11 protein-coding genes are annotated in these 12,432 nt (G+C 65.6%); all 11 read left to right on the top strand.

Annotation, left to right across the window (positions count from 1 at the left end; all coding sequences use genetic code 11):
• Positions 1-44: 44 nt before the first annotated feature.
• The 11 genes from DMX06_RS13495 to DMX06_RS13445 all read left to right on the top strand — a co-directional run bounded on the left by DMX06_RS13495 (position 45) and on the right by DMX06_RS13445 (position 12,383).
• Positions 45-1,631 (top strand): RimK family protein, encoded by a 1,587-nt coding sequence (locus DMX06_RS13495; RefSeq protein ID WP_110737840.1) that lies wholly within the window; start codon positions 45-47, stop codon positions 1,629-1,631.
• A gap of 12 nt (positions 1,632-1,643) precedes the next feature.
• On the top strand, positions 1,644-2,702 hold the full coding sequence (locus DMX06_RS13490; protein ID WP_258378855.1) for a magnesium transporter CorA family protein: 1,059 nt from the start codon (positions 1,644-1,646) through the stop codon (positions 2,700-2,702).
• Between the two features lie 353 nt (positions 2,703-3,055).
• Complete coding sequence (gene gabP / locus DMX06_RS13485; protein WP_110737838.1) at positions 3,056-4,450, top strand: GABA permease; 1,395 nt, start codon at positions 3,056-3,058, stop codon at positions 4,448-4,450.
• Positions 4,451-4,743: 293 nt separating this feature from the next.
• On the top strand, positions 4,744-5,520 hold the full coding sequence (locus DMX06_RS13480; RefSeq protein ID WP_110737834.1) for an efflux RND transporter periplasmic adaptor subunit: 777 nt from the start codon (positions 4,744-4,746) through the stop codon (positions 5,518-5,520).
• Positions 5,517-6,836, top strand: coding sequence for an efflux RND transporter periplasmic adaptor subunit (locus DMX06_RS13475; RefSeq protein ID WP_110737832.1), 1,320 nt, complete (start codon positions 5,517-5,519; stop codon positions 6,834-6,836). The genes DMX06_RS13480 and DMX06_RS13475 overlap by 4 nt, the downstream gene beginning before the upstream one ends.
• On the top strand, positions 6,833-8,929 hold the full coding sequence (locus tag DMX06_RS13470; RefSeq protein WP_110737830.1) for an HlyD family efflux transporter periplasmic adaptor subunit: 2,097 nt from the start codon (positions 6,833-6,835) through the stop codon (positions 8,927-8,929). The genes DMX06_RS13475 and DMX06_RS13470 overlap by 4 nt, the downstream gene beginning before the upstream one ends.
• Before the next feature lie 25 nt (positions 8,930-8,954).
• Entirely contained in the window at positions 8,955-9,755 is an 801-nt protein-coding gene (locus tag DMX06_RS13465) for an aspartyl/asparaginyl beta-hydroxylase domain-containing protein (protein WP_110737828.1), read from the top strand.
• Positions 9,743-10,726 (top strand): sulfotransferase family protein, encoded by a 984-nt coding sequence (locus DMX06_RS13460; protein WP_110737826.1) that lies wholly within the window; start codon positions 9,743-9,745, stop codon positions 10,724-10,726. The genes DMX06_RS13465 and DMX06_RS13460 overlap by 13 nt, the downstream gene beginning before the upstream one ends.
• Positions 10,727-10,901: 175 nt before the next feature.
• Positions 10,902-11,396, top strand: a complete 495-nt coding sequence (locus tag DMX06_RS13455) for a GNAT family N-acetyltransferase (protein ID WP_110737823.1) — start codon at positions 10,902-10,904, stop codon at positions 11,394-11,396.
• A 12-nt stretch (positions 11,397-11,408) separates the two neighbouring features.
• The gene (locus DMX06_RS13450) at positions 11,409-11,717 is read left to right on the top strand and encodes a DUF6916 family protein (protein WP_110737820.1); all 309 of its coding nucleotides are present in this window, start codon (positions 11,409-11,411) and stop codon (positions 11,715-11,717) included.
• A gap of 75 nt (positions 11,718-11,792) precedes the next feature.
• The gene (locus tag DMX06_RS13445; protein WP_110737818.1) at positions 11,793-12,383 is read left to right on the top strand and encodes a phage tail protein; all 591 of its coding nucleotides are present in this window, start codon (positions 11,793-11,795) and stop codon (positions 12,381-12,383) included.
• Positions 12,384-12,432: the final 49 nt, after the last annotated feature.

Here is a 12,432-nt window from a genome sequence, read left to right as displayed (position 1 = left end):
CGTGCTTAATAGAACCCGTGTCTACCCAACACAGGGCTTCAAACATGTCTTCGTTTCAGGAACCTTTACCTGGCTGGTCCGGGGAAAGTTCACACTCAAGTACAACTGGTGTTATTTATCCACTGACCCTGGATAACAAGTCAAGTCAGCTGGTGATCATCGTGGAACGGCGTGAGGACTGGGCTTCGTACCTGCCCAGCGAGGACGTCGTGACGGCCCAGGAGTACCTGGAGGTGCCACGCGAGGCCGATAACGGCAAGCGTGTCCAGGTAATAAACCTATGTCGTAATTACAAGTATCTAGGTCACGGTTATTATTGTTCGTTGTTGGCCGAGGCGCGCGGGCATAAAGTCATTCCCTCGGTCAGAAGTATCAGTGAGTTGACCCGAAAGTCGTTGTACGGATTGGCCCTCGACGACATGGCACGCAGCCTGGAAAGCGCCCTGGCCAATCACCCCTACGGCGAAACCGAAGGGTTCACCCTGACCCTGTATTTCGGCCGTACCGATCTGGAACCGCTGCAGGACATCGCCCGCCAGCTGTTCGAAAGTTTCCCGTGTCCGATCCTGTTGGTGGAGTTCCGCAAGACCAGCACCTGGCATATCGCCGGGGTCAAGGCTGGTGCGCTGCACAAGTTGCGTGAAGACCAGCAGGACCCGTTCGCCAATGCCCTCAATGGCTTCAGCCGCCGTATCTGGCGTCAGCCGCGCTCGCGGCGGGTGGCGCGTTACGACCTGGCGATCCTCCACGACCCTGATGAGGCGCTGCCGCCTTCGAACCCCAAGGCGCTGGAATATTTCATTCGCGCCGGTCGTCAGCTGGGGGTCGACGTCGAGCTGATCGGCAAGAAGGACTACGCCCGCCTGGCCGAGTACGACGCGCTGTTGATCCGCGAGACCACCAGCGTCGACAACCACACCTACCGCTTCGCCAAGAAGGCCGAGAGCGAAGGGCTGGTGGTAATGGATGACCCGGCGTCGATCCTGCGTTGCACCAACAAGGTCTACCTGACCGACCTGCTGCGCAGTCACCGCCTGGCCATGCCGGCCAGCGAGATCCTCTACCGCGACAACCCCCAGGCACTCGAAGGGATCGGTGAACGGCTGGGCTTTCCGCTGGTGCTGAAGATCCCCGACGGCTGTTTCTCCCGGGGCGTGATCAAGGTCAAGGACGCCGCCGAACTCCAGGCCGCCACCGCCGAACTGTTCGAGCACTCGGTGCTGCTGCTCGCCCAGGAATACCTCTACACCGAATACGACTGGCGCATCGGCGTGCTTAACCGCAAGCCGATCTTCGCCTGCCAGTACTTCATGTCCAAGGGCCACTGGCAAATCTTCAACCACCAGGCCCAGCGCGACGAGGTCAACGGCGAGTGCCGCACCCTGGCCGTGCACGAGGCGCCGCGTGCGGTGGTGGAGCTGGCGGTGAAGGCCGCCAACCTGATCGGCGATGGCCTGTACGGCGTCGACCTCAAGCAGGTCGGTGATCGGGTGGTGGTGATCGAGGTCAACGACAACCCCAACCTCGATGCCGGCATCGAAGACGCCTACCTGCACGACGACCTCTACACCCTGGTGCTGGAGGAATTCATCCGCCGCCTGGAGCAGAAGCGCCGGGGGCAAGCCTGGTAACGAGGTGCTGGCATGATCGAAAGCTACAGCCTGGCCCATGGCCAGTTGCGCAAGCGCGAAGGGCTCGATTGCGAGGTGCTGCTGTTCGTCGAACCGGACAGTGCCGAGCGTGAACTGTTGCAGGCCTGGTTCCACCTGGATGCCCATGCCCTGGCTTCGGCACTCGACCCGGACGAGGTGTCTCGCATCGAGTTGCATCGCGATGGGCTGTTCCTGATCTGGAAGCGCCCGGAGAGCTACACCGGTGGCGACAGCTTCGCCTTCCAGGTGTCTTCGTTCGGCATGCTGATGGTCGACGGCCACCTGGTGCTGATCGCCCCGGATGCCTCTTTACTCGATGGCCTCGGGCAGCGCCATGCGCTGCACGATCCGATGGATGTGCTGCTGGCCATCCTGCTGGACAACCTGCATCACTACCTGGGGCACCTGAAGGTGATCAAGATGGTCGCCCGCGAACTGCAGCAACGCTTCGAGCAGTCGCTGGAGAACCACCACCTGATGCAGATGTTCAACCTCAGCGAGAGCCTGATCCACTACATCAACGCCATCCACAGCAATGGCGCGGTGCTCTCGCGCCTGCGCGCCCATGGCGAGAAGCGCCATTTCAACCCCGAGGTGCTGGCGCTGATCGACGACCTGGTCATCGAGAACAACCAGTGCCACAAGCAGGCCGAGATCTACTCGACGGTGTTCGCCGGCCTGATGGACGCCCGCGGCAACCTGGCCAACAACGCAATGAACGAGACCCTGCGCAAGCTCACCCTGATCAACGTGGTGTTCCTGCCGCTGAACCTGATCGCCAGCATTGGCGGCATGTCCGAGTTCAGCATGATGACGGCGGGCGTGCCCTGGTGGCTGGCCTATGCCGTGCTGGTGCTGGCGATGATGCTGCTGGGCGTGCTCATGGTGCTGGCGCTCAAGCGCCTGGCCCGGGGTCGTGTGGGAGCGGGCTTGCCCCGCGATAGCGTCAGCCCAGGCAGAGAGGACTCCCCTGCAATCGCAATCGCGGGGCAAGCCCGCTCCCACGCCATAGCTGATGCGTGCAACGCCATGAACGGGAGAACGCCATGAGCAACCTGCAGATCGGTCTGATGATCGTCACGGTGATCGTGGTGTTTGCGGTGGTGAACTTCTACTGGGACTACCTGCGCGACCGCGACTGACGCAAACAGGCATGTCCGGGGGCTTGACTGACGTGCATGGGCACGCGGTGTCGTGATCGAACAGTTGTCTGACGTTTTCGAGCATTTTGCTCGTGCCGCGCCCGGCTTAAAGTGAAGCCCGCACCCCCACGGTGCGTTGCCACGGGCGCGTGAGAAGGCCGTAACAGAGCGTGTGCAACGTACTCCGCCCTTAGCCGAGGAGACCGTTTCGCCTGCCCTTGCCCGTCCCTTCCTTGTGTCAGCAAAAAGAGAACAAGACCAATGAACACCGTGGGAACTGATGGCAACCTTGCTCAAGGTTTCAAGCCACGTCACGTAACGATGCTGTCCATCGCCGGCATCATCGGCGCGGGGCTTTTCGTCGGCTCCGGACACGCCATCGCGGCGGCCGGTCCGGCCACCATCCTCTCCTATTTCGTGGCCGGCACCCTGGTGGTGCTGGTCATGCGCATGCTCGGCGAAATGGCCGTGGCCCACCCCGACACCGGCTCGTTTTCCACTTATGCCGATCAGGCCATCGGTCGCTGGGCCGGCTACACCATCGGCTGGCTGTACTGGTGGTTCTGGGTGCTGGTGATCCCCATCGAGGCACTGGCCGCCGGGCATGTGCTCAACGCCTGGTTCCCCCAGGTGGACAGCTGGATCTTCGCCCTGACCTCGGTGCTGCTGCTGGCCTGCACCAACCTGTTCAGCGTGGCCAAGTACGGCGAATTCGAGTTCTGGTTCGCCATTCTCAAGGTCACCGCCATTCTCGGCTTCATCGGCCTGGGCTTCGCCGCGCTGGCGGGCTGGTTGCCGGAGCGCGAGGTCAGTGGGCTGAGCACACTGGTGGACGAGCACGGCGGCTTCGCGCCCAAGGGCTGGTCCGCGGTGGTCGGCGCCTTCATCACCGTGATGTTCAGCTTCATCGGCACCGAGGCGGTGACTATTGCCGCCTCCGAGTCCAGCGACCCTGCGCGCAATATTGCCAAGGCCACCCGTTCGGTGATCTGGCGCATCAGCACCTTCTATATATTGTCGATCTTCGTGATCATCTCGGTGGTGCCGTGGAATGACCCGCAACTGGCGGTGGTGGGTTCGTACCAGCGTGCGCTGGAGATCATGAACATCCCCAATGCTGCGCTGATGGTCGATTTCGTGGTGTTGATCGCGGTGACCAGCTGCATGAACTCGTCGATCTACATCGCTTCGCGAATGATGTACTCGCTGGCCAGGCGTGGCGATGCCCCGGCCTTGCTGAAGAACACTTCCAAGGTGGGTGTACCCCGCGCCGCGGTGTTCGGCAGCACCCTGATCGGCGCGGCCATCGCCATCCTCAATTACTTCGCACCCAAGGGCGTGTTCGAGTTCCTGCTCGCCAGCTCCGGCGCCATCGCGCTGCTGGTGTACCTGGTGATCGCCATTTCGCAACTGCGCATGCGTGGGCGGCTGGAGCGCGAGAACGCCAACCTCAAGTTCCGCATGTGGCTGTTCCCCTGGCTGACCTGGGCCGTGATCCTGTTCATCAGCGGTGCCCTGGCCGTGATGATGTTCACCGAGGAGCACCGCGCCGAGGTGACCGCCACCTTGAGCCTGGCGATCGTGATCTCGTTCCTGGGGATCGTCACTACCCGGGGCCAGGCGCGCCGAGAGGTGGGGGCGCAGTCGCCGGGATGAGCCCCTGTGGGAGCAACTGTCTGGCAGAGTGTTGGTAGTTTACGCCTGCCCCTGTGGGAGCGGCCTTGTGTCGCGAAAGGGCCGCATAGCGGCCCCAGCGTTCTTAGCGTCAAAACGGAGATCCCTGGGGCCGCTACGCAGCCTTTCGCGACACAAGGCCGCTCCCACAGAGGGAGGCGGCGCATATTCGAATGATCTGAGCCGACCGCCCTGGTTCTTCATCCCTGTGATATATCCGTGCCATCATTTTTTGTCTTACACTCCCGCCAATAGCTCGCAAGGGAGTGCGCAACATGCTTCGCGGTTTCCGTCTGGCTTTGACCCTGGGTCTGTTGCATCTGCCGCTGGCACAGGCCGGCGAGGCACCTGCCGACCCCTTGCTCGATCTCCCCGCAGCCACCAGCGCCGGGCAGGACCCCCGCGGTGTGCTGCGTGCCCGTGACCAGGCCGTGCTGTCCAGCGAGCTGGCCGGGCGCATCGTCGAAATGCCCTATGCCGATGGCCAGGACTTCAAGCAGGGCAGCACCCTGGCGCGCTTCGATTGCAGCGCCTACCAGGCCCAGCTCAATGCTGCCCAGGCCGCCGTGCGCGCCGCCAGTGAAGAACTCAGGCACAACCGCCAGTTGGCCGCGTTGAAGTCGGTCGGCCAGTTCGAGGTGTCGCTGGCCGAGGCCAAGCAAGCCCAGGCCCAGGCCGAAGCCCAGGTGTATCAGGTGCAGATCAGGCGCTGCGTGGTCACCGCGCCGTTCGACGGGCGGGTGGTACAGCGCCGGGCCCAGCCCCATGAAAGCGTGCCCAGCGGTGCGCCGTTGATCGAGGTGGTGGACAACCGCTCCCTGGAAATCCACCTGCTGGTGCCCTCGCGTTGGCTGGGGCGGCTCAAGCCTGGCCAGCCGTTCGAGTTCGTTCCGGATGAAACCGGCAGGCCGCTGCAGGCGCAGGTCAAGCGTGTCGGCGCGCGGATCGACGAAGGCAGCCAGACCCTGCTGCTGATCGGTGAGTTGCCCCGCGACAACCAGGGGCTACTGGCCGGCATGAGCGGTACCGCCCACTTCGCGCAACAGCCATGACCGCCGCTGCAGCAGGCGTGGCCGAGCATGCCTTCGCCCACTTTCTCGGCTTGCAGCGCCAGGCGCGTCAAGCCGCCAGCACCGAGCAGCTGGCCTACGGCATGGTCAACGATGGCCAGGCGCTGTTTGGCTTTCGCCATGCCGCGCTGCTGATCGCCGGCAAGGTCCGTGCGCTGACCGGCATCAGCGTGGTAGAGCCCCATGCGCCGTTCGTGGCGTTCGTCGAGCACGCCGCCCGCATCTTGCAGGTGGCCGGATTGGCCGGGCAGGCCGCCGCGGTGGACCCGGCCAGGCTGGATGCCCAGGCCCTGGCCGACTGGCAATCGTTGTCGGCCGCCCATGCCTATTGGTTGCCGCTGCTCGATCGAAAGGGGGATGTGTTCGGTGGGCTTTGGCTGGCCCGCGATCAAGCGTTCGCCCCCGCCGAGCAGACTTTGCTCGATCAGTTGGGGGAAACCTACGCCCATGCCTGGCTGGCTTTGCAACCTGCCCGCCCCTGGCGCCTACGGTGGCCACGGCGGCGTCTGCTGGCGGTGGCCGGAGTACTGTTGCTGGTATTGCTGGTGCCGGTGCGCCAGTCGGTGCTGGCACCGGCGGAGGTCGTGCCACGGGCGGGAAGGGTGGTCGCCGCGCCCCTGGACGGGGTGATCGCCGAGTTTCTGGTCAAGCCCAACCAGACGGTCGCCGTCGGCGACGTGCTGGTGCGCTTCGACGCCACCACGCTCAAGGCCCAGGCCGATGTCGCTGAGCGTGCCCTCGGCGTGGCCGAGGCCGAGCTCAAGGCCAGCACCCAGCGCGCCTTCAGCGACGCCGAGTCCAATGCACGCCTCGATCTGCTGGCCGCCCGTGTGGAGCAGAAGCGCGCCGAGCTGGATTACGCCCGCCAGCTCCTCGGCCGTAGCGAGATCCGCGCCGAGCGTGCGGGGATAGCGGTGTTCGCCGATGCCGAGCGCTGGACCGGCAAACCGGTGCAGACCGGCGAGCGCCTGATGCAGCTGGCCGATCCACAGCAGGCCGAGCTGCGCCTGGAACTGCCGGTGGGCGATGCCATCACCTTGCAGCCTGGCGCCGAGGTGGCGCTGTTTCTCGACAGCGATCCGCTGCATCGCCATGGCGCTCGCCTGGAACGGGCCGCCTACGAGGCCCAGGCCACTGCCGTCGGGCAGCTCGCCTACCGGCTTGACGCCGGTTTCGAGGAGGTGCCCCCGCGGATCGGCCTGCGCGGGACCGCCAAGCTGTATGGCGAGCGCGCGCCGCTGGTCTACTACCTGCTGCGTCGACCACTGGCGGCGTTGCGTCAGGGGCTTGGGCTATGAACCTGCCGCCGCTGCGGGCCGACCTGCAACTGTCCGCGGCGGCGCCCGGGCACGATGGCGCGCCCCAGTGGACCCTCGCCGACCCATTGCGCGGTCGTTACTTCAAGCTCGGCGCCATTGCCGTGCGCTTGCTACAGCATTGGCGCCTGGGCGACCCGCAGCATGTGCTGGCGGCCGCCAATGCCGAGCCCGGCCTGGCCATCGACCAGCAGGCGCTGGAAGAACTGTTGCTGTTCCTCGGCCAGCACGACCTGATCAGCGCCGAGGACGCCCGCCAGCGCGACAACTATGCGACCAAGGCCGCCGCCACCCGGCAGAGCCTGTGGACGCGCGTGCTGCACCAGTACCTGTTCTTCCGGATTCCTTTGTGGCGCCCGGACGCCTTCCTCAATCGTGCCTGGCCGGTACTCGAACGGCATGGCGGCTGGATGTTGCGCGTGGCCCTGCCGCTGGTACTGGCGCTGGGGGTGTTCCTGGTGGTGCGCGACTGGTCACGCTTCATTGCCACCTTCCCGCACCTGTTCAGCTTGGGCGGCATCCTCGCCTTCGGCGTGGCGCTGGGGTTCGCCAAGCTTTGCCACGAGTTCGGTCATGCCTTCATGGCCAAGCGCGCCGGTTGCCGGGTGCAGAGCATGGGGCTGGCGTTCATGGTGCTGTTGCCGATGTTCTATACCGACGTCAGCGATGCCTGGCGGGTCAGCGACCGTCGCTCGCGGCTGCTGATCGATGCCGGTGGGGTATTCGCCGAGTTGCTGCTGGCGGTGTTGGCACTGCTGGCCTGGTCGCTGCTGCCCGACGGCCCGGCGCGCACGGCGGCGTTCATGCTGGCCAGCGCCACCTGGATCACCACCTTGCTGGTCAACCTCAATCCGTTCATGCGTTTTGACGGCTATTTCCTGGTCAGCGACCTGTGGGGTGTCGAGAACCTGCAGAACCGCGCTTTCGCCCTGTGTCGCTGGCGACTGCGCGAGGCGCTGTTCGGCTATGGCGAGCCGGCTCCCGAGCCCTGGCCGCCGGTGATGCGTCGGCGGTTGCTGGTCTGGGGGTATGGCGCGTGGTTATGGCGTGCGGTGTTGTTCTTCGGTATCGCCCTGGCGGTGTATCACCTGTTCTTCAAGGTGTTGGGCATCTTCCTGATGCTGGTGGAGCTGGTGTGGTTCATTGGCCTGCCGGTGTGGAAAGAATTGCAGCAATGGTGGCGACGGCGTGGCCAGGCGGCGCCGGGCAAGGCGTTGCGGGTCGCGGGTGGGCTGGCGCTGCTGCTGGCCGTGCTGGTGGTGCCCTGGCGCGGTGCGGTGGATGTGCCGGCGATGCTCGAGGCGTCCCGGGTCAGTGCCTTGCACGCGCCCGTGGCGGCACGGGTGAAACGCCTGCCGGTGCAAGAAGGGCAGATAGTCGCCCAAGGTGAGCTGCTGCTGGAACTGGAGTCGCCCGACCTGGCATCGCGCCAGTCCATCGTGCGCCGTGAGATCGATATCCTGCAGCTGCTCTTGCGGCGTCAGGCCGGCCGTAGCGAGACGGCGGGCGATGCCGGCGTGCTCGAGCAGCAGCTGGCCGAGGCCGTGGCCGAGTACCGGGGGCTGGCGGCCCAGCGTGGGCGCCTGCAGCTGCGTGCGCCGCGTGCGGGGGTACTGCGTGATCTGCCGACCGACCTGGCCCCTGGGCAATGGGTCAGCCCGGCCCAGACCCTGGGGCGTGTCGTCGAACCCGGACTGCGCCTGCGCGGCTACCTGGCCGAGGCCGACCTGTGGCGGGTGCAGTCCGGCAGCGAAGGTCGCTTCATCGCCGATGACCCTGCGCGGCCGGCGTTGCCGGTGCGGGTCGAGCAGGTCGATGCCACCGGGGTGGCGGTGCTGGAACTCGAGGCGCTGGCGTCCGATCGCCATGGTCCGGTGGCCGTGCGTCGCGATGCCCAGCAGCGCGCGGAGCCGGTCCAGGCCCACTACGGCGTGCGCCTGAGCCCGCTGGCCGAGGTGTCCGATGTGAGCCAGCCGTTGCGCGGGGTGGTGGTGCTCGACGGGGCCCGGGAGTCGCTGCTGGGCACCGCGTGGCGTCGGCTGGCGGCATTGGGCGTGCGCGAGAGCGGTTTCTAGGAAACATTCACTGCGAGGAGCCTTAATGGCCGAGGTCACATTGCCGCGTTGTTCCCGACTGGCTCTGGCCGCGGACTTGCCAGCATTGCTGCAGGCTCTGGCTCGGATACGGGCCGAGGCCTGGCAGGCGCATTTCAACAGCGGTTATCACGAGGGGGACTGGAGCGGTGTGGCCTTGGTCACCGCCGAGGACGCTCCCCTGCCACTGGCCCCAGGCCTGGGTGCTCCAAAAGACCTGAGCTGGTGGCAGGGCGAAGCAGCCTGGCAAGCGGTGCTGGCGCCGTTCCAGCCCTCGCTGCGCGCCGCCCGCCTGCTGCGCCTGGGGGAGGGGGCCAGGATCCATGAGCACCGCGATCCCGACCTGGGCCGCCCCGGTGGCTGCTTGCGCCTGCACATTCCGTTGCTCAGCCCGCCCGGCGTTGAATTTCTGGTGGACGGCCTGCAAGTGCCGATGCGCCCGGGCGAATGCTGGTTCATCGACCTGTCGCGACCTCACCGAGTCAACAACCCCGGGCCCGGCGAACGCATCCACCTGGTGCTCGACTGCGCGGCCGACCCTTGGTTGCTGGCAGTGATCGAGGCCGGTCTGGCGCGCACGCCAACGTTGCATCCGGGCCGGGCGGGGCAGGCATTCGAACGGTTCCGTCAGCAAGTGGCCGAGGCGCCGGCATTGGCCGCGCGTCTACAGGCACTGGAAGACGCTCGGGAGTTCGTCGCCGAAACGGTGCGATTGGGCGCCGAACAAGGGCTGGCATTTTCCGACGCAGAGGTCCTGGGCGCGATGCGCCGGGGCAAGCAGGCATGGAGCGATCAATGGCGAGTGTGAGCACCCCGACGGACTTTCACGGCTGGCTGCCCATTCGCCTCTGGCAGGGTGAGCCCGGGTGGCGGGTGGACTGGTGCTGGTTCGGCGAACGGCGCCTGACCCGACCGTTCTTCCGTGACGATGTCGATCTGGCCCTGCGCCTGCCGTTCAACCAGGCCATGCGCCGTGACACCGATGTCCAGGCTTTGCTCGACTGGCACGCCTGCAGCCCGGGGCTGGCGCCTGCGGCCCTGGTGTTTCACGCTTCGCGCTGTGGCTCGACGCTGGTCGCCCAGTTGCTGGCCAGCCAGGCGCGGAACATCGTGTTGTCCGAACCGCCACCCTTGGACAACCTGCTGCGTGCCGCGCGCCAGGACCCGGCCGCCGCCACGTGGCAGGTCGAGGCATTGCGCGCGCTGTGTTCGGCGTACGGCCAGCGCCGCAGGGGCGACGAGCGGCAATTGCTGATCAAGCTCGATGCCTGGAACGTCTTTGACGCACCGCTGCTGACGGCGCTGTATCCCGACGTTCCACGGGTCTTCCTCTACCGCGATCCGTTGGAGATCGTCGTCTCGCAACTGCGCCAGGCGGGCATGCACCGGGTGCCCGGCCTGCTCGGCGCCTCGGGGCTAGACAGTGCGCTGCCGGATACCCAGGCCATGGGTGCGGTGGAGTACACCTGCCGAATGATTGGCGAAATCCTCGTGGCTGGCCTAGCGTTGTGTGAACGCCAGGGGGCAATTGCAGTGAACTACAGCGAATTGCCCAGCGCCGTCTGGGGGCGCCTCGGCCCCCTGTTCGGCATCCAGCCAGACGATGTACCGGATCTGCAGGCGGTCGCGGCCTTCGACGCCAAGCAACCGGCCATGAACTTCAGCGCCGACGGCCAGCGCAAGCGTGACGAGGCCAGCGAAGAAGTACGCGCCGCAGTCGCCCGTTGGGCACAGGAACCTTACAACGCGTTGGAATCCATACGGTTGCGAAATGCCTAGAAAATGGCGTCAAGACACCTCGAACGGCTGTTTGAGAAAATAGTTGCAAAGACCATGCTCGAGTAGTGGCTATCTGCCTTGTTCTTCGGCTACGCTGCTGGCAATCGTGTAGGACAATTCACTTGGATGTGCGCCCCTCACCATGGGGTAACCTTACGCAGGGAAGCCAGACCCGATGTCCATCCCCGAGGTGAGCCTCCGTCCCATGGTGGACGCCGACCTGGCGTTCCTGCGCGACCTTTATGGCACCACGCGTGCCGCCGAAATGGCCCTTCTGCCGTGGCCGCAGACCGCCATCGATGCCTTCCTGGACCAGCAGTTCCAGGCTCAGCATGACCACTACCAGACCCACTTCGCCGACGCCGGCTTCTTCGTCATCGAAGCCGCGGGCGAGCGCATCGGTCGTGCCTACCTGCAATGGACCGACAACCACGTGCAGTTCATCGACATGGCCCTGCTGCCCGCCTGGTGCGGCCGTGGCATCGGCAGCCGGTTGCTCGGCCAGTGGCTGGCGCAGGCCGATGCCGATGGGTTCAGTGCCGGCCTGCATGTCACCCCCCACAACCCTGCGTTGCGGCTCTACCAGCGCCTCGGGTTCGAGGTGGTCGGCGACACCGGCCTTTCTCTGAAGATGCGCCGACCGGCGCTCACTACCGCCAGTCGCGCCTGAAGGATCAGCCCCATGTATGCCATGCCCACGTTCGTCGACCTGCAACAGGCCACCGGCAACCACTTCCAGCTGTGGATCAGTGACGACCAGGCGCTCGAGGCGCAATTGCTGGCCGTGACCGAGGGCCAGGCCATGTCGCCGCGCCACCAGCGCTATGCGGCGGAGTTCGCCCTGCCGGCCGGTACGGTATTGCCGCAGGCGGTGTTCCGCCTGTCGCCACCGGGCGAAGAAGGCTGGCTGTTGATGATGACCCCGGTGGGCCCCGATAGCGATGGGCGGCCGGTGCTGGAAGCGATTTTCCATGTCGACCGGCCGCTCTGAAGGGGCCCGTCACGCGAATCTGTTTCAGCGGGCCATGGGGCCCGCCTTTGTAGCGTTGTCATAGGAGAGCAGCAAATGAGTGAGCCGTTCCTGGGTCAAATCACATTGTTCGCAGGCAACTTCGCACCTCGGGGCTGGGCCCTGTGCAATGGGCAGATTCTGCCCATCCAGCAGAACACGGCGTTGTTCGCGATCCTGGGCACCACCTACGGAGGTAATGGCCAGAGCACCTTCGGCTTGCCTGACTTGCGTGGCCGTGCCCCCGTCCATGCGGGGCAAGGGACGGGGACGGCCAATATCCTGTTGGGCGAGACGGGAGGGACGACATCGAACACCCTGACGATTGCGAACATGGTGCCGCAGACCTTGACCATCCCCGCTGCAACAGTGTCGGTCGCCATCCCGGCCACCACGGGTACCGCCGAACTGGATACGCCTTCGACCGGTGCGGTGCTGGCCAAGTCGGTCGACACAACAGGCTCGGGGCCTGAGATCAAGATCTACACGGCAACAGCCACCAACACCACGCTCAAGCCGTTCAACATCACGGTCCCGGCCAGCGCGGTGGCGGTGCAGGGGAGCAACCTGCCGTTCACGAACCAGAGCCCTTACCTGGGCATCAACTTCATCATCGCGCTCGAAGGGGTCTTCCCGTCCCGTAACTGAGGCCGGGCAACCAGCAGGCAGGGCAGCGGGGCGCACATCGGCGCCCCGT

This window comes from Pseudomonas mosselii, assembly GCF_003205295.1.
Lineage (GTDB): Bacteria > Pseudomonadota > Gammaproteobacteria > Pseudomonadales > Pseudomonadaceae > Aquipseudomonas > Aquipseudomonas mosselii_B.
This window is presented reverse-complemented; position numbering and strand designations above follow the sequence as displayed.